Below are 15070 nucleotides of genomic sequence, written 5' to 3' on the forward strand. Positions count from 1 at the left end.
AAACGAGGAGCCATCGATGATTTTCGTCTTCACCTGCAAGGACAAGCCCGGCCATCTGCAGACCCGGGTCGACAACCGCCCGACCCATGTCGAATACCTCAACAAGCTCAATGCCGAGGGCGCGCTGAAATTCGCAGGTCCCTTCCTCGACGGCGACGGCAAGCCGTGCGGCAGCCTGGTCGCAGTCGAGGCGCCGGACCTTGCCGCCGCCAAGGAGATGGCCGCCAACGACCCGTTCGCGAAGGTCGGCCTGTTCGAGTCTGTGACTGTGCAGCCGTGGAACTGGGTATTCAACAACCCGGCCGCCTGAGGCCAATGGTAGAGACGAGGGAAAGCACCGTGCAGTATTGGCTCTTCAAATCCGAACCGAGCGCCTTTTCCTGGGAGATGCTGAAATCCAAGGGCACGGCTGGGCAGGAGTGGGACGGCGTGCGCAACTACCAGGCGCGCAACAACATGCGCGCCATGCAGATCGGCGATCTCGGCTTCTTCTACCATTCGAACGAGGGCCTCGCGGTGGTCGGCATCGCCGAGGTCTGCAAGCTGGCGCATCAGGACAGCACGACCGACGACGCGCGCTGGGAATGCGTCGACATCCGCGCCGTGCGCGACGTGCCCAAGCCGGTGACGCTCGACGACTGCAAGGCCAATCCGAAGCTGACGGACATGGTGCTGGTCAACAATTCGCGGCTTTCGGTGCAGCCGGTGTCCGCGGACGAGTGGCGCGAGATCTGCCGCGTCGGCGGCGTCGACCCGGCGCCGTGACTGCGCCCCGTCCGGCATCGCAATCCAGCGACAGGACCGCCTTCATTCTAGCCAACACGGCGTTTGTGGCGCCGCCGCACGTGCCGGAAATCACGCTCCGCCTCGCCGACGAGGCGCACGATCTCTGGCATCGCACCGAGGAGGAGTTGGAGGCGATCGGCCTGCCGCCGCCCTTCTGGGCTTTTGCCTGGGCGGGTGGCCAGGGGCTTGCGCGCTACGTGCTCGACCATCCGGAGACGGTCGCCGGCAAGACGGTCCTCGACTTCGCCACCGGTTGCGGGCTGGTGGCTATCGCCGCCGCGAAAGCCGGCGCGGCGGATGTGATTGCCAGCGACATCGACCCGTTCTGCGAGGCAGCCGTGGTGCTGAATACCGCCGCCAACGGCGTCGTGCTACGCTTCAGCGATGCCGACATGGTCGGCAGCGACGAAGGCTGGGACGTGGTGCTGGCCGGCGACGTCTTTTACGATCGCGCCTTCGCCGACCGGCTCATCCCCTGGCTTTCGGCGCTGGCGGCGCGTGGCGCCACCGTGCTGGTGGGCGACCCCGGCCGCTCCTACCTGCCGAAAGAGCGGCTAGGCGCACTTGCCGCCTACGAGGTGCCGGTGACCCGCGCGCTCGAGGACGCCGAGGTAAAGCGCACGACAGTATGGCGCTTCCATTGAGCGCGTCGGGAAGCTTGACAGGCGGACGCCTTTCCCCTTATGAGCCAGCAACACTTTCGGGCGCGCTCTCGGGCGCGCCTTTCCGTTAGGCCCGCCGGGCCATTTCGACAGGCCAGACCAATGAAGATCAAGAACTCGCTCAAGGCCCTCAAGGGCCGCCACCGCGACAACCGCATGGTTCGCCGCAAGGGCCGCATCTACATCATCAACAAGACCGCCCCGCGCTACAAGGCGCGCCAGGGCTGAGGTCCCGCTCGGCCGTCGCGGCCGGTTCCGCGGCGGCATCACATGAATTTCAGTTTGACGTTCCGTTCTGGGGCTCTAGAGTTCCGGGGATGCGGAATTGTTTTGTTTTGCTCGCCGGCCTGGCGCTTTTCTGCGCCGCACCAGTATTTGCCGCCGAAGAGGCCTCTCCCCCAACGACCGAGAAGCCGGAAGCCGCCGCTCCCAAGACCAGGACCGAACGGCTCGACGAGCTGTTCATCAACCTCAAGCGCGAGCATAACGAGAAGGCGGCGGAGCGCATCGCCGCGCGCATCTGGCAGGAGTGGAACCAGTCCGGCAGCGCCGTCGTCGACCTGATGATGCAGTGGTCGCAGCAGGCGGTCGAGAAGAAAAAATTCGACGTGGCGCTGGATTTCCTCGACCAGGTGGTGACGCTGTCGCCGGACTACGCCGAGGGCTGGAACCGCCGCGCGACGGTGCATTACATGATGCACAACTTCAGCAAATCGATGGCCGATATCGAGCGCACGCTGGAGCTCGAGCCCCGGCATTTCGGCGCATTGTCCGGCCTTGCGCAGATCATGAGGGAGACCGAGCGCAAGGAACTGGCGCTCGATGCCTACCAACGGGTGCTCGTCATCTATCCGATGCTTCGCAATGCCCAGAACGAGGTGGGGACGCTGTCGGACGAACTCACTGGCGAAGGCATTTAGGGTCTGTCGATATTCACGCCTTGAGGGCCTGCAAATGGCGCTTTTCTGCGCTTCCGATGCTCATGTACCTTCACGTACATTGCGCTTCGGTTCTCGAAAAACACCATTTTCGGCGCCTCAAAGCCTGAATCTCGACAGACCCTTCCAATCCGCGCAGCGCGCCGTGCGTATAAGGCGCATCATTCCCGCCGGCAGTCCGATTTGAACCTCCTCTCCGCCGCAGTCATATGCCTGCTCGCCCTCGCCCTCGTGCTGATCGGGGTGAGCCGCATCGGCGCATGGCTGATCGAGCGGCGAAATCCGCCCGTGGGCGCCTTTGCCGAGATCGGCGGCGCGCGCATCCATCATGTGCACGTGCCGGCGCCGCCAGGCGCCGATTTGCCGCCCGTCGTCTTCATCCATGGCGCCAGCGCCAATCTCAACGACCAGATGGCGCCGCTGAGGCCGCTGCTGGAGGGCAGGGCCGAGCTGCTGTTCTTCGACCGGCCGGGCCATGGCTGGTCGGAACGCGGCGGCGGCAACGACACGCCGCAGGGGCAGGCAAAAACGCTGGCCGATCTGATGGGCCGGCTCGGTATTGGCAAGGCGATCGTCGTCGGCCATTCCTTCGGCGGCGCAACAGCCGCGGCGCTGGCGCTGGGCCATCCGGACAAGGTTGCGGGCCTGGTTTTCGTCTCGGCGGCGACGCATCCCTGGCCCGGCGGGCGCACCTCCTGGTACTACGAGCTGGCGGCGTGGCCGGCGGTCGGCCGGCTGTTTTCCGAGACGCTGGCCTATCCCGGCGGCATGCTGCAAATGGCGCGGGCGACCGACTGCGTGTTCGCGCCGAATCCGACGCCGGACGATTACCTCAACCGCGCGTCGATCCCGCTGGTGCTGCGTCCGGCAGCATTCCATGCCAATTCGATCGACGTTCAGGGCCTGTACGCTTTTGCCGAGGCCAATGCGCCGCGCTATCGCGACATCGAGACGCCGACCGTTGTGATTTCGGGCGACCGCGACACCGTAGTCTATGAAGAAATCCATTCGCTCGGGCTGGCGCGCGACATACTGGGCGCCGAGCTGGTGTGGATCAAGAATCTCGGGCACAAGCCGGACTGGATCGCGCCGGACCTCGTCGTCGATGCGATTGCCAAAGTCGCGGGCAAGGATGTCGATCTCGATGCCGCGGCCCGCGCGCTGGAGGCGCGCATCGCCGGCGACCGGCATGGCGAGGGCATTTGCATCGACGAGAAGCCAGCAGAGGCCGAACTGGCGCCGCTATAGGCGGCCGTGCCTCGACGAGATGACGGTGGCTCAGCTCCGCCCGTCGGCGCCGAGATAGGCGATGCGCAGCATGTTGGTGGAGCCCGGGGTTCGCAGCGGCACGCCGGCGGTGATGATGACGCGGTCGCCCTGCTTGCCGAAATCCTCGGCCTTGGCGATGCGGCAGGCGCGCTCCACCATGTCGTCGAGGTCGGCGGCGTCGGGCGTCACCACGCAGTGGGTGCCCCACAGCAGCGACAGGCGCCGTGCGGTCGCCACCACGGGCGAAAGCGCCACGATCGGCACGCGCGGCCGCTCGCGGGCAGCGCGCAGGCCGGTCGTGCCGGACGCGGTATAGGTGACGATGGCCGACAGGTTGAGCGTCTCGGCGATCTGGCGGGCGGCCAGCGACACGGCGTCGGCGCCGGTGGCTTCCGGCTCGGAGCGCTGGGCGTTGATGATGCCGGGATAGAAGGGGTCCTGCTCGACCTGCTCGGCGATGCGGTTCATCATCGCCACCGCCTCGACCGGATAGGCGCCGGCGGCGGATTCGGCCGACAACATGACGGCGTCGGCACCCTCGAAGACGGCGATCGACACGTCGGAAACCTCGGCGCGGGTCGGCACCGGCGCGGTGATCATCGATTCCAGCATCTGGGTTGCGACGACCACCGGCTTGCCGGCGCGCCGCGCGGCGCGGGTGATCTGCTTCTGGATGCCGGGCACCGCCTCCAGCGGCATTTCCACGCCGAGATCGCCGCGGGCCACCATGATGGCGTCGGAGAGTTCGATGATCTCGGGCAGGCGGGCGACCGCCTGCGGCTTCTCGATCTTGGACATCAGCAGCGCCCGGCCGCGCGCGATCTTGCGGGCCTCGGCAAGGTCGTCGGGACGCTGGATGAAGGACAGTGCCACCCAGTCGACGCCGGTGGCGAGCACGGCATCCAGATCGGCGCGGTCCTTTTCGGTCAGCGCGCCCACCGGCAGCTCGGTATCGGGCAGGCTGACGCCCTTCTTGTCGGAAATCTTGTCGCCGGCAACCACCACCGTCTCGATCGACCTGCCGTCGCAGCGCACGGCGCGCAGGGCGAGCTTGCCGTCGTCGATCAGCAGCCGGTCGCCGGTCTTGACCGCCTCGAGAATCTCCGGATGCGGCAAAAATACGCGGGTGGCATTGCCCGGCGTCGTATCGTCGTCCAGCGTGAAAGTCTGGCCAACGGTCAGCGCCACCTTGCCCTCGGCGAACTTGCCGACGCGCAGCTTCGGGCCCTGCAGGTCCGCCAAGATGCCGATCGGCCGGCCAAGCTCCTCCTCCACCAACCGGATGCGCTCGACCAGCGTGCGCATCTGCGGATGGTCGGTATGGCTCATGTTGATGCGGAACACGTCGGCGCCGGCTTCGAAAAGCTTGCGGATCATCTCGACGGATGACGAAGCGGGTCCGATTGTTGCGAGAATCTTGACCTTGCGGCTGCGTCTCATGGCGACGGCGCTCCCGTGGCGGCCGGGTCGCCGCCGGTGCCGGGCTGGTCGGTGAGCTGGACCATCCAGCTTGCCTGCTCGCCCGTATCGTATTCCTCGAAGCCAGCGCGCTGGAAGCCTCGGGCAACGCAGTCGGTGACGCCGGCGATCTTGAATTCCTTTTCCGCCACACACATTGTGATCGGGCCGTCCCAGCGGCCGCCGCGCTCGGCGTCTTCCGCGTAGAGGTAGTAGAAACGCGAGGCCAGCGGCCCTTCGATCAGCGTCTTGCAGCTCGATCCCTCGATGTGCCACCAGCCCTCGGTGACCCAGCCCGCCTTGGCGCGGTAGCCGATGCCGACGCCGACAAGGTTCTGCGTGGCGTTGCAGACGCGGAAATCGGCCCGCGCCTCGGTCGGCGCAAGGCTGAAAAGGCCCACGGCGACGGCTCCCGCGGCGACGGCGCAACGGCTGCGCTGGCCGGCGGAAGAAAGCATCTGAAGACCTCTCGAAGCGGACGAAATCATTGTCGGGCACCCCTTTTCGGCAAACTGCGCGCACATGTCAACGCGCGCGGCCAGCCGATCCAATCGATTTAATACCCGGCGCGTCAAATCATGAGTCCCGCTTCGGACTTCGGCCTCAAGATTGGCGAAACAACGGCATTGCGCCGCTTGTCGCTTCGTGAAAAGACGCGTGTCTGCCCCAACGCCCGCCACCTTGCAGCAATCCCTATGGAAGGTTCATGACACGATCGGCACTTTTCGCCCCCGTCGTGGTGATCGAGGGGGACCGGCGGCGCGGCATCGTGCTCGTCGCCGACCACGCGCGGCGCGACCTGCCCGACGAATATGGCGACCTCGGCCTGCCGTCGAGCGAATTCGACCGCCACATCGCCTACGACATCGGTGTCGAGATGGTGATCCGGAAACTGGCGGAGCGGCTCGGCGCGCCGGCAGTGTTCGCCGCCTTTTCGCGGCTGCTGATCGATCCCAACCGGGGCGAGGACGACCCGACGCTGATCCGCCAGCTTTATGACGGTACCATCGTGCCCGCCAACTATCCGATGTCGGCAGAGGAGCGCGAGCGGCGGCTCGATCGGTTCTACCGGCCCTATCACGACGCCGTCGCGGCGCTGATCGCCTCCGTGGCGCACGAGTCGGGCGCGCCGCCGCTGATCTTTTCGGTCCATTCCTTCACGCCGATCATGCAGGGCAGGGCGCGGCCGTGGCATGCCGGCGTTCTGTGGGACCTTGACGACCGCGTCGCAAAGCTGCTGATCGGGATGCTGGCGGCCGACCCGCTGACCGTGGTCGGCGACAACGAGCCCTATGACGGCGCGCTCAAGGGCGACACCATGTACAAGCATGCCATCGTCAACGGCTTCGCCCATGCGCTATTGGAGATCCGGCAGGATCTGATCGCCGACGAGACCGGCGCGGAAGCCTGGGCGGAGCGGCTGGCGCCGATCGTTGACGCGATCAATTTGCGACCCGATATACATGTGGTCAAGCAATTCGGCTCGCGCACCGGGCCGATGTAAACCCGCCTTTGCGGGCTGCAAATGGAGATCTTCGGTGCTTCCGATGCTCGCGTACGCTCCGCTTCGGTTCTCGAGACTCTCCATTTTCGCCTCGCCATGACGGATTCAAAGGCCGATGCCTAAGGGAGTGCCATGATGCCGGAACTTTCCGACGAGCAGAGACGCGATTTCGAGGCAGCCGCCTTCCGACGGCTGGTCGAGCACCTGCGCGAGCGCAGCGACGTGCAGAATATCGACCTGATGAATCTGGCCGGCTTCTGCCGCAACTGCCTGTCCAACTGGTACCGCGAGGCGGCGGAAGCGTCCGGCGCGGAATTGTCCAAGGAAGCGTCGCGCGAAATCGTCTACGGCATGCCCTATGCCGAGTGGCAGGCGCGCCACCAGACCGAGGCGTCCGACGCCAAGAAGGCGGCATTCGAGGTCAACCGGCCGAAGGATCATTAACACTGCCCCTGCAGCGACGCCGTTCGCTTGGCGGCCGGCTCCATTCGTGTTGCGGCTTCCTTGACGGAAGCCCGAACGCTCTTGACCCTCCAGCCTGCTTCGGGCATCGAACCGCGTCCTCGCCGTGGCCCCGAGTCGCGGCCTTTCAATCGCCGTTCCGGAGACAGACATGGCCGAAGACATCACCGAAACCAGCCAGACCGTTGCGGCGGGGCAGCTCAAGGCCTTCATCGAGCGCATCGAGCGGCTGGAAGAGGAAAAGCAGACCATCGCCGACGACATCAAGGACGTCTATGCCGAGATGAAAGGCACGGGCTTCGACACCAAGGCGGTGCGCACCATCATCCGCCTGCGCAAGAAGGACGCCAACGAGCGGCAGGAAGAAGAAGCGATCCTCGACCTCTACATGGCCGCCCTCGGCATGGCGTGATCTTTTGGCGGCCGGGAGCCCGGTCGCCAAAAAGCGTTTCACCAGCCACATTGCCTTGGAGCCGACCGGGGCGGAGGCCCGGCTTCAGGCGACGTCGAGCACGATCTTGCCGATATGCTCGCCTTCCTCCATCCGCTCATGGGCGCGCCAGGCTTCCCGAAGCGGAAAGATCATGTCCATGACCGGCTGGACGCGGCGCGACGCCAGCAGCGGCCACACCTGCGCCTCAAGTGCGGCCGCCACCGTGCCCTTGAACTCGGCGGTGCGCGGCCTGAGCGTCGAGCCGGTATGGACAAGACGCTTCACCATGATCTTCGACACGTCCGCGTTCGCCGTCGCCCCCATCTGCGTGGCGATTTGCACGATGCGGCCCTCGACCGCCGCCGCCGAATAGTTGCGGCCGACATAGTCGCCGCCGACCATGTCGAGAATGACGTTGGCGCCCTTGCCGCCGGTGAAGGTTTTCACCTCTTCGACGAAATCCTGCTGCTTGTAGTCGATGGCGAGATCGGCGCCGAGCTTTCTGCAGGCTTCGCATTTTTCCGCCGACCCGGCTGTCGCGATGACGGTCGCGCCAAACGCCTTCGCCAGTTGGATCGCCGTGGTGCCGATGCCAGAACTGCCGCCATGGACAAGAAAGGTCTCGCCGGCTTTGAGGCCGCCGCGCTCGAACACATTGTGCCAGACCGTGAAGAAGGTTTCCGGCAGCGCCGCCGCTTCGGTCATGGTGAAACCCGGCGGCACCGGCAGCGCGTTGGTCTCGTCGACCTTGCAATATTCGGCATAGCCGCCGCCGGGCGTCAGCGCACAGACCGCGTCGCCGACGCGCCAGCGCCTTGTGCCCGGCCCGACCGCCACCACCGTTCCGGCCACTTCGAGCCCGGGCAGGTCGGATGCGCCGGGCGGTGGCGGATAGGCGCCCTTGCGCTGCAGCACGTCCGGCCGATTGACGCCGGCGGCGTGGACGCGGATGAGGATGTCGCGCTCGGCAAGCTCTGGGATGGCGCGCTTCTCCGGCTTGAGCACCATGGGCCCTCCCGGCTGCGAGATCGCCACTGCCGTCATGCGCGCCGGTATCGTCGTATCGTCGGCCATGGTCCGTCCCTTGTGATCGCGCCGCGGTTGCTTCGAGCCTCTCCCCTTATGTAGTCTCTCCGGTGATCTGGCAAACGGGAGACCGACCGATGGCGATGTTCGACGAGGAGCCCCGCAAACCTGCCACTGCGCATGTGGTCGGGCAGGACATATCGCTCCTGTCCGTCGAGGAGCTTTCGGAACGGATAAGACTGCTCAAGGCCGAGGTCGAGCGGCTGGAAGCCGAACGCGGCAAACGCGGCCAGACCAAATCGGCAGCCGAGGCGCTTTTCAGGAAGTAAGATGGTCACCTGTTTGGCGCTACGCCTCTCCAGTGTTGCAACTGCAGCTGCAGCAATGTACCATATCTGGTTCATCATCCGATGAATGGCGTGAAGCGGTTTCCCGCGCGATTTTTCGAGGCAGATTCCGGCCGGCTTCCAGTGCGCGACTTGGCTGCTTTCTCTCGCGACGGACGATCGCAAGACGATTGGCGACGACATCCGAACCGCGGAATTCGGCTGGCCGGTTGGAATGCCGCTATGTCGATCACTGTCGGGTCACAAAGGACTATGGGAGATCAGAACGAACCTTTCTGACGGCAGGATCGCCCGCGTGTTCTTTTGCTCGCATCAGGGCGCGATGGTGCTGCTGCATGGGTTTATCAAGAAGTCGCAAAACACGCCGCCTCAAGAGATAGAGACAGCTGTGAAACGAATGCGAGGTTTGAAATGACGGACGACATCGAGCGGGGCAAGGCCGGCCCCTTGTTTGAAGATTTTTTGAAGGAGCAAGGGAGCTACGAGGAGTCGACGGAGCAAGCGATCAAACGCGTCGTCGCCTTCCAACTCAAGGCAGCGATGAAGGAGCAGAATATCACCAAGGTGGAAATGGCGAGGCGGCTGGAAACCAGCCGCTCGCAACTCGACCGGCTGCTCGATCCAGACAATGACGGTGTCACGCTCGGCGTCTTGTCGCGGGCGGCGCATGCGGTGGGCAGGACGATAAAGATCGAGCTGATTTGACAGGAGTAGGCGGGATCCCTCCTGGGTGGGTGCCGCGACTGCGTGAGACCGAGTCGCTCGCCGCGTGGTCACGCTGTCGACCAAATCGGCTATTGTATCCTGGGCACTTCGTACCTCTGATCCGGATTGAATGATGTTCGCGACCTACCGGCCGATCCTGTCCCTGCTGCGTGGCACCGCCTTCCTGCTGGCGGCGTCCGGCCTTCACGGCCTGCTCTTGCCGCTGCGTGGCCAGGCAGAAGGATTTTCGACCGCCGTGCTCGGCCTGCTCGGCACCGCCTGGGCGGGCGGTTTCGTCGCCGGCTGCTTCCTGGCGCCGCGGCTGGTGCGCCGCGCCGGTCATGTCCGCGCTTTCGGCGCCTTCGCGGCATCGGGCGCGATCATCGCCCTGCTGACCGGGCTGATGATCCACCCGGTCGCCTGGATCATTCTGCGCGCCGCCACCGGCTTCACCATGGCAGGCGCCTTCATGGTGATCGAGAGCTGGCTCAACGAGAAGGCGACCAACGAGAACCGCGGCACCGTGTTCGGCCTCTACATGATGGTCACCTATGCCTCGATCATGGCCGGGCAGATGATCGTCGCGGCCGGCGACGTCCGGTCCGATTCGCTGTTCATGGTCGCCGGCATCTTCTTCTGCCTGGCGCTGCTGCCCACCGCCATGTCGACGGCCGACACGCCAAAGCCGCTGCAGGACGTTTCGCTCGACATCAAAAGCCTCTACGCGAACTCGCCGGTGGCGTCGGTTGGCTGCCTGCTGATCGGAGTCGCCAACGGCGCCTGGGGAACGCTGGGCGCCGTCTATGGCGCGCGCATCGGCATCACCACGGCCGAGATCGCGCTGATGATGAGCCTCGTTGTGGTGGCGGGAGCGGCGCTGCAACTGCCAATCGGTCGCGTCTCGGACCGCACCGACCGCCGCTACGTACTGGCCGCCGCCTCGATGGGGGCGGCGCTGTTTGGTCTGCTGGTGTTTTTGGTGACGCCACGCGCCGGCGTCACCGTTATCGCCATGACAGCCTGCTACGGCGCGCTCGCCTACACGCTCTATTCGCTGGCGGTCGCGCATGCCAACGACCACGCGAGCCCGGAAGATTTCGTCAAGGTCTCGGGCGGCCTGCTGCTGCTCTACGGTTTCGGCACGATGATCGGGCCGCTGCTGGGGTCGTCGCTGATGAGCCTGATGCGGCCCGAAAGCCTGTTCCTGGCGACGGCGCTGGCGCATGTCGCGCTCGCCGCCTATACGTTGCTGCGCATCTCCAGGCGTGCGCCGGTGCCGGTGGAAGCGCGCGAGGCGTTCACGACCATGCCGTCCGAGCGCGGCGCAACCCCGGAGGCGGCGCGGCTTGATCCGCGCATCAAGCCCGAACAAGACGGTTGAGAATTTTTGGCGCTTGCCGCAACAATGGCACATGCTCACCGACGCGTTCGCGGCGATTGCAGACCCCAATCGGCGCCATCTGCTCGAGGAGCTGAGGCGCGGACCGAAGACTGTCGGCGAACTGGCATCAGGCCTTCCGGTGTCGCGGCCGGCGGTCTCGCAACATCTCAAGGTCCTGCTCGACGCCGGACTGGTCAGTGCCAGGGCCGATGGCACCAGGCGCGTCTACGCCGTCAGTGAGAACGGCTTTCTCAAGCTGAATATCTGGCTGGATCAGTTCTGGCAGGCTTAGGACTCCCTCGCTGCCGGGCAGGGAACCTGCGCGGGGTCCGGTGCGCCGGCCGCCCGAGAAGACCGGAGCTGCGCTCTGACGCGGCCACTGCCCCGCAACCGCCAGGTCCCGCGGGGCACGCGACCTGACGTTGCGAGGATAAACAAACTCACTCATCCGCGAGGCGGGCGAGATCCGGCTGGAAAACTTGATTTCTTTCCGGCAACAAAGCTGCCGCCGGGTGGTCAAGCGCGGAGTCGAATTGCGTTTCTGACGGTCGTCAGTGCGTGGTGTGTCGCAACTTCTCCATCTCGTCCTTGATTGCCAACTTGCGTCGCTTGAGCGTCACGATTTCGAGGTCGTCTACCGACGGATGGGTGAGCGCCTCGTCGATCTGGCGTTCGATGTCGCCGTGCCTGCGCTGAAGTTCGTCAAGGTGGTTGGCAAGAGACATGCTTGCTTCTCCCTTCATGGTTCCTCGATAGCACGCGTTCTCAAGCGGCTTCCGCCCATGCCGCCTCGTGACGGTACGATGACACTCTGCCACCAGATTGTGGCAATGTCGAATGCTGAGTGGTAGCATTTCCCGAAGCGGCAAAATGTGCTAATGGCTTGCCGCCGGGTGGGCTAGCGCGCCCGGACCCCGCCCTGTTGGCGCCAGCGGCGCCGGATTTCTGCCGACGGAAAGAAATGTCCGACCAGGATCAGACCGACATTCGCCTTGAATTCGCGAAGCTCAAGCAGGAACACGCCGATTTCGACGCCGCCATAAACGCCATGATCGCGACCGGCTGCGACCCGCTGCAGATCCAGCGCATGAAGAAAAAGAAGCTGGGCCTCAAGGACCGGCTGGCGAAGCTGGAAGACCGGATTATCCCCGATATTATTGCGTGAGCGGCCGGCGCGCCGGCGTCGCGTTGATTTGATGGCCCTGGGGGCGGCTTTTCCGAATGCGCCCCGAATTGCCGCCTGCCGGTGTTCAGCGGTTCGGCAGCCACTTTTTCTCGATTCGGCAGACCATGGTGTAGGCCGGATCGAAGACGTTTCCGACGTCGTAGCGGACAACCTGCCCCATGAGATGGCTGGCGGCCTGAGGGCTGAGGCCATAGTCGCCGGTCAGCCAGTTGAACATGTCGGTGGTGGCGTGCTGCAGCGCCTGGTCGAGCGGCCGCGCGTTGCCCACCGAAAAGATGTCGGTGGCGTTTTCGCCGCGCGGCCAGACAAGATTGCGGTTCTTTTCGACCGTCAGCCGCACCTCGACCTCGAAGCAGGTCTCGATGCCGGTGCCGACGATCTCGCCGTCGCCCTGCGTCGCATGGCAATCGCCGAGGAAGAACAGCGCGCCGGGCATGGCGACGGGGAACCACACGGTCGCGCCGGGGCAAAAACCCCGGTAATCCATGTTGCCGCCATTCTCGGCGCTGGTCGCGGTGGAGAAGGCCTGACCTAAAGCCGGCGCCACGCCGAAGCAGCCGATCATCGGCTCCAGCGGCAGGACGAGGTGCTCGAGGCCCGGCACGGCGGGCTCCAGCGCTACCGTCAGTCCCTGCCGATCGATCCGCCAGTTCACCTTGTCGCGCGGCGGCAGGTTTCGCACGAATTCGGGATCGACGACATTGCCGGCCAGCGACGCGCGGGTCCAGCCGGTGGGGCTGACCGGCGTCATGCGCAGAATCTCCACCCTGAGCGCGTCGCCGGGCTCGGCGCCGGTCACGAAGATCGGACCGTTCATCGGGTTCGGCTCCGGCGCGCGCTGCACGCCGTCCTTGTCGAAGCCGTGGGCGTCGATCGTTTCGGTGATCACGGTATCGCCGGAGGCGACGGTGAGGGCCGGGGGCAGGGTGCCCAGCACATTGGCCCAGGCGGTGGCGGTGAAGCGATGCGTCGTCATGGCCGAAGGCGTAACCGAACCTTTTGGCAGCGGCAAGCCGACCTGTGGAAGTCGTTTGGTGCCGCCAATCCTTGCGGGCTGTCCGGAATTCCGTTATGCGCCGCATTCCGCACGACCGGGGACGAAGACGGTGGCCGAACGTAAAGCCGACGTGGCGATCATCATGGGCAGCCAGTCCGACTGGGCGACCATGAAACATGCCGCCGAGACGCTCGATGCGCTCGGCGTCGCCCATGACGACCGCATCGTGTCGGCGCACCGCACCCCGAAACGACTCTACGACTTCGCCAGCGGGGCCAAGGCAGCCGGCTACAAGGTGATCATCGCGGGTGCAGGCGGCGCGGCGCATCTGCCGGGCATGGCGGCGGCGCTGACGCAACTGCCGGTGTTCGGGGTTCCCGTGGAATCCAAGGCGCTGTCCGGAAAAGATTCGCTGCTGTCGATCGTGCAGATGCCGGCCGGCATTCCTGTCGGCACGCTGGCGATCGGCAGAGCAGGCGCGGTCAACGCCGCGCTGCTCGCGGCGGCGGTGCTTGCCCTGAGCGACGAAGCACTGGCGACGCGATTGGATGACTGGCGCTCGCGGCAGACCGCAGCGGTCGCGGAAACACCTTCCGAAGCATGACAAAACCGCTCCCCCTGAATTCGACGATCGGCATTATCGGCGGCGGCCAGCTCGGCCGCATGCTGGCGATGGCCGCGGCGCGGCTGGGTTATCGCACCGTCATCCTGGAACCACAGGCGGATTGCCCGGCAGCGCAGGCCGCCAACCGGCAGATCGTGGCTGCCTATGACGATCCGGCGGCTCTGGACGAACTGGCAAAGGTTTCGGCCGTCGTCACCTACGAGTTCGAGAACGTGCCGGTCGTCGCCGCCGAACGGCTGGCGGCGTCCGTGCCGGTCCATCCGCCGCCGCGTGCGCTAAAAGTGTCGCAGGACCGGCTGGCCGAAAAGACGTTTCTGAACGGCATCGGCGTTCCAACTGCCGATTTTCGCGCCGTCGACAGTGATGCCGACCTGCACGCCGCGCTCGATGCCTTCGGTGGCAACGGCATCCTGAAGACGCGGCGGCTGGGTTATGACGGAAAAGGCCAACGCGTGTTCCGCAGTCATACGGGCGACGTGACGGGCAGCGTTGCCGCGATGGGCGGCGTGCCGCTCATCCTCGAAAGCTTCGTGCCATTCGAGCGGGAAATTTCGATCATTGCCGCGCGTGGTATTGACGGCGGGCTGTCGGCTTTCGATCCCGCCGAGAATGTGCACCGCGACGGCATCCTGCATACGTCCACCTTGCCGGCATCCGTTTCGCCGACAACAGCGAAGGCAGCGACCGGAGCGGCGTTTTCCATTCTCGGGGCGTTGGATTATGTCGGAGTCATCGGCGTCGAATTCTTCGTGCTCCCGGACGGCGGCCTGCTCGCCAATGAGATTGCGCCGCGCGTCCACAATTCGGGGCACTGGACGGAAGCCGCCTGCGCTGTTTCGCAGTTCGAGCAGCATATCCGCGCCGTCGCGGGCCTGCCATTGGGGGACCCGCGCCGGCACTCCGACTGCGTCATGGAAAATCTGATCGGCGACGACGTCTTTCGCGCGCCAGCGCTGCTGGCCGAGGCTGATCTGGTGCTGCACCTGTACGGCAAGGCGGAAGCCCGGCCCGGCCGCAAGATGGGCCATTTCACACGGCTGCTGCGCCGCTGAAAGCCGGCAGAGCAATCGTCTACACGCTCGCTGACAAGAATTTGAAAGACACGCGATCGTGACCGGCCGCGGGCCCGGTTGCGTCGGAGATTGCGTATCCCAGCCGGCAAAAGAGCCTGCAAAGCCTGCCGGCAAACAGGAGCGGCCATGACGAACGGCCGTTTACCCGTTCGACACGAAACTGTCATGCAACTGTTACACAGGCTCGTTAAGGCCTCTCCGCGTGACGCCGGGAAAGG

General features: G+C 65.3%; 22 protein-coding genes. 17 read left to right on the forward strand and 5 right to left on the reverse strand.

Annotation, left to right across the window (positions count from 1 at the left end; translation table 11 throughout):
• The first annotated feature begins 16 nt into the window (after nt 1–16).
• From RB623_RS27350 to RB623_RS27375, 6 genes are all read left to right on the forward strand, one after another.
• Entirely contained in the window at nt 17–310 is a 294-nt protein-coding gene (locus RB623_RS27350; protein ID WP_308060288.1) for a YciI-like protein, read from the forward strand.
• Between the two features lie 29 nt (nt 311–339).
• A complete protein-coding gene (locus RB623_RS27355; RefSeq protein WP_308060289.1) occupies nt 340–765 on the forward strand; it encodes an EVE domain-containing protein in 426 nt (141 codons plus the stop codon).
• Entirely contained in the window at nt 762–1430 is a 669-nt protein-coding gene (locus RB623_RS27360; protein ID WP_308060290.1) for a methyltransferase, read from the forward strand. Before RB623_RS27355 ends, RB623_RS27360 begins: the two co-directional genes overlap by 4 nt.
• A 120-nt stretch (nt 1431–1550) precedes the next feature.
• Nucleotides 1551–1676, forward strand: coding sequence for a type B 50S ribosomal protein L36 (gene ykgO / locus RB623_RS27365; RefSeq protein WP_188824503.1), 126 nt, complete (start codon nt 1551–1553; stop codon nt 1674–1676).
• Between the two features lie 89 nt (nt 1677–1765).
• Nucleotides 1766–2368: a tetratricopeptide repeat protein gene (locus tag RB623_RS27370; RefSeq protein ID WP_374121748.1), complete on the forward strand. Its 603-nt coding sequence runs from the start codon at nt 1766–1768 to the stop codon at nt 2366–2368.
• Between the two features lie 201 nt (nt 2369–2569).
• Complete coding sequence (locus RB623_RS27375) at nt 2570–3634, forward strand: alpha/beta hydrolase (RefSeq protein WP_308060292.1); 1065 nt, start codon at nt 2570–2572, stop codon at nt 3632–3634.
• 30 nt (nt 3635–3664) lie between these two features.
• Here RB623_RS27375 and pyk read toward each other — a convergent pair whose 3' ends face one another.
• Both pyk and RB623_RS27385 read right to left on the reverse strand, forming a co-directional pair.
• Nucleotides 3665–5095, reverse strand: a complete 1431-nt coding sequence (pyk, locus tag RB623_RS27380) for a pyruvate kinase (protein WP_308060293.1) — start codon at nt 5093–5095, stop codon at nt 3665–3667.
• Nucleotides 5092–5637, reverse strand: coding sequence for a DUF1036 domain-containing protein (locus tag RB623_RS27385; RefSeq protein ID WP_374121749.1), 546 nt, complete (start codon nt 5635–5637; stop codon nt 5092–5094). The genes pyk and RB623_RS27385 overlap by 4 nt, the downstream gene beginning before the upstream one ends.
• A 182-nt stretch (nt 5638–5819) precedes the next feature.
• On the opposite strand from RB623_RS27385, the gene RB623_RS27390 reads away from it, so the two are divergent.
• The 3 genes from RB623_RS27390 (at nt 5820) to RB623_RS27400 (ending at nt 7491) form a co-directional block, all read left to right on the forward strand.
• Nucleotides 5820–6617 carry an N-formylglutamate amidohydrolase gene (locus tag RB623_RS27390; protein ID WP_308060295.1) on the forward strand — a complete coding sequence of 266 codons (798 nt, stop codon included), beginning with the start codon at nt 5820–5822 and terminating at the stop codon, nt 6615–6617.
• A gap of 135 nt (nt 6618–6752) precedes the next feature.
• On the forward strand, nt 6753–7061 hold the full coding sequence (locus RB623_RS27395; RefSeq protein ID WP_308060296.1) for a DUF1244 domain-containing protein: 309 nt from the start codon (nt 6753–6755) through the stop codon (nt 7059–7061).
• Between the two features lie 169 nt (nt 7062–7230).
• Nucleotides 7231–7491, forward strand: coding sequence for a DUF2312 domain-containing protein (locus RB623_RS27400; protein WP_308060297.1), 261 nt, complete (start codon nt 7231–7233; stop codon nt 7489–7491).
• An 84-nt stretch (nt 7492–7575) separates the two neighbouring features.
• Here RB623_RS27400 and RB623_RS27405 read toward each other — a convergent pair whose 3' ends face one another.
• A complete protein-coding gene (locus RB623_RS27405) occupies nt 7576–8586 on the reverse strand; it encodes an NAD(P)H-quinone oxidoreductase (RefSeq protein WP_308060298.1) in 1011 nt (336 codons plus the stop codon).
• An 89-nt stretch (nt 8587–8675) separates the two neighbouring features.
• Between RB623_RS27405 and RB623_RS27410 the strand changes: the two genes are divergently transcribed.
• The 5 genes from RB623_RS27410 to RB623_RS27430 all read left to right on the forward strand — a co-directional run bounded on the left by RB623_RS27410 (nt 8676) and on the right by RB623_RS27430 (nt 11263).
• Nucleotides 8676–8867, forward strand: a complete 192-nt coding sequence (locus tag RB623_RS27410) for a DUF1192 domain-containing protein (RefSeq protein WP_308060299.1) — start codon at nt 8676–8678, stop codon at nt 8865–8867.
• A 199-nt stretch (nt 8868–9066) separates the two neighbouring features.
• Complete coding sequence (locus RB623_RS27415) at nt 9067–9300, forward strand: type II toxin-antitoxin system RelE/ParE family toxin (RefSeq protein ID WP_308060330.1); 234 nt, start codon at nt 9067–9069, stop codon at nt 9298–9300.
• A complete protein-coding gene (locus RB623_RS27420) occupies nt 9297–9590 on the forward strand; it encodes a helix-turn-helix transcriptional regulator (RefSeq protein ID WP_308060300.1) in 294 nt (97 codons plus the stop codon). Before RB623_RS27415 ends, RB623_RS27420 begins: the two co-directional genes overlap by 4 nt.
• 133 nt (nt 9591–9723) lie before the next feature.
• Nucleotides 9724–10971 carry an MFS transporter gene (locus RB623_RS27425; RefSeq protein ID WP_308060331.1) on the forward strand — a complete coding sequence of 416 codons (1248 nt, stop codon included), beginning with the start codon at nt 9724–9726 and terminating at the stop codon, nt 10969–10971.
• A gap of 31 nt (nt 10972–11002) precedes the next feature.
• A complete protein-coding gene (locus RB623_RS27430) occupies nt 11003–11263 on the forward strand; it encodes a metalloregulator ArsR/SmtB family transcription factor (protein ID WP_308060332.1) in 261 nt (86 codons plus the stop codon).
• Nucleotides 11264–11522: 259 nt separating this feature from the next.
• Here RB623_RS27430 and RB623_RS27435 read toward each other — a convergent pair whose 3' ends face one another.
• Nucleotides 11523–11696, reverse strand: a complete 174-nt coding sequence (locus tag RB623_RS27435) for a DUF465 domain-containing protein (protein ID WP_308060301.1) — start codon at nt 11694–11696, stop codon at nt 11523–11525.
• A gap of 236 nt (nt 11697–11932) precedes the next feature.
• Here RB623_RS27435 and RB623_RS27440 point away from each other — a divergent pair, with 236 nt between their 5' ends.
• Nucleotides 11933–12136 carry a YdcH family protein gene (locus RB623_RS27440; protein ID WP_308060302.1) on the forward strand — a complete coding sequence of 68 codons (204 nt, stop codon included), beginning with the start codon at nt 11933–11935 and terminating at the stop codon, nt 12134–12136.
• Nucleotides 12137–12221: 85 nt separating this feature from the next.
• Here the strand turns inward: RB623_RS27440 and RB623_RS27445 are convergent, their stop codons facing one another.
• Nucleotides 12222–13133 (reverse strand): acetamidase/formamidase family protein, encoded by a 912-nt coding sequence (locus RB623_RS27445; protein WP_308060303.1) that lies wholly within the window; start codon nt 13131–13133, stop codon nt 12222–12224.
• Between the two features lie 163 nt (nt 13134–13296).
• Between RB623_RS27445 and purE the strand changes: the two genes are divergently transcribed.
• The gene (gene purE, locus RB623_RS27450) at nt 13297–13758 is read left to right on the forward strand and encodes a 5-(carboxyamino)imidazole ribonucleotide mutase (RefSeq protein WP_374121751.1); all 462 of its coding nucleotides are present in this window, start codon (nt 13297–13299) and stop codon (nt 13756–13758) included.
• Nucleotides 13755–14831, forward strand: a complete 1077-nt coding sequence (locus tag RB623_RS27455) for a 5-(carboxyamino)imidazole ribonucleotide synthase (protein WP_308060305.1) — start codon at nt 13755–13757, stop codon at nt 14829–14831. Before purE ends, RB623_RS27455 begins: the two co-directional genes overlap by 4 nt.
• The last annotated feature ends 239 nt before the right edge of the window (nt 14832–15070 follow it).

This window comes from Mesorhizobium sp. LHD-90 (assembly GCF_030929505.1).
Taxonomy (GTDB): domain Bacteria; phylum Pseudomonadota; class Alphaproteobacteria; order Rhizobiales; family Rhizobiaceae; genus Kumtagia.

Bases quoted from the DNA above. Each gene is read 5' to 3' on its own strand.
- RB623_RS27350 (WP_308060288.1), top strand. From the start codon at position 17: ATGATTTTCGTCTTCACCTGCAAGGACAAGCCCGGCCATCTGCAGACC.
- ykgO (WP_188824503.1), top strand. From the start codon at position 1,551: ATGAAGATCAAGAACTCGCTCAAGGCCCTCAAGGGCCGCCACCGCGAC.
- RB623_RS27370 (WP_374121748.1), top strand. From the start codon at position 1,766: ATGCGGAATTGTTTTGTTTTGCTCGCCGGCCTGGCGCTTTTCTGCGCC.
- pyk (WP_308060293.1), bottom strand. From the start codon at position 5,095: ATGAGACGCAGCCGCAAGGTCAAGATTCTCGCAACAATCGGACCCGCT.
- RB623_RS27385 (WP_374121749.1), bottom strand. From the start codon at position 5,637: ATGTGCGCGCAGTTTGCCGAAAAGGGGTGCCCGACAATGATTTCGTCC.
- RB623_RS27390 (WP_308060295.1), top strand. From the start codon at position 5,820: ATGACACGATCGGCACTTTTCGCCCCCGTCGTGGTGATCGAGGGGGAC.
- RB623_RS27395 (WP_308060296.1), top strand. From the start codon at position 6,753: ATGCCGGAACTTTCCGACGAGCAGAGACGCGATTTCGAGGCAGCCGCC.
- RB623_RS27400 (WP_308060297.1), top strand. From the start codon at position 7,231: ATGGCCGAAGACATCACCGAAACCAGCCAGACCGTTGCGGCGGGGCAG.
- RB623_RS27405 (WP_308060298.1), bottom strand. From the start codon at position 8,586: ATGGCCGACGATACGACGATACCGGCGCGCATGACGGCAGTGGCGATC.
- RB623_RS27410 (WP_308060299.1), top strand. From the start codon at position 8,676: ATGGCGATGTTCGACGAGGAGCCCCGCAAACCTGCCACTGCGCATGTG.
- RB623_RS27420 (WP_308060300.1), top strand. From the start codon at position 9,297: ATGACGGACGACATCGAGCGGGGCAAGGCCGGCCCCTTGTTTGAAGAT.
- RB623_RS27425 (WP_308060331.1), top strand. From the start codon at position 9,724: ATGTTCGCGACCTACCGGCCGATCCTGTCCCTGCTGCGTGGCACCGCC.
- RB623_RS27430 (WP_308060332.1), top strand. From the start codon at position 11,003: ATGCTCACCGACGCGTTCGCGGCGATTGCAGACCCCAATCGGCGCCAT.
- RB623_RS27435 (WP_308060301.1), bottom strand. From the start codon at position 11,696: ATGTCTCTTGCCAACCACCTTGACGAACTTCAGCGCAGGCACGGCGAC.
- RB623_RS27440 (WP_308060302.1), top strand. From the start codon at position 11,933: ATGTCCGACCAGGATCAGACCGACATTCGCCTTGAATTCGCGAAGCTC.
- RB623_RS27445 (WP_308060303.1), bottom strand. From the start codon at position 13,133: ATGACGACGCATCGCTTCACCGCCACCGCCTGGGCCAATGTGCTGGGC.
- purE (WP_374121751.1), top strand. From the start codon at position 13,297: ATGGGCAGCCAGTCCGACTGGGCGACCATGAAACATGCCGCCGAGACG.
- RB623_RS27455 (WP_308060305.1), top strand. From the start codon at position 13,755: ATGACAAAACCGCTCCCCCTGAATTCGACGATCGGCATTATCGGCGGC.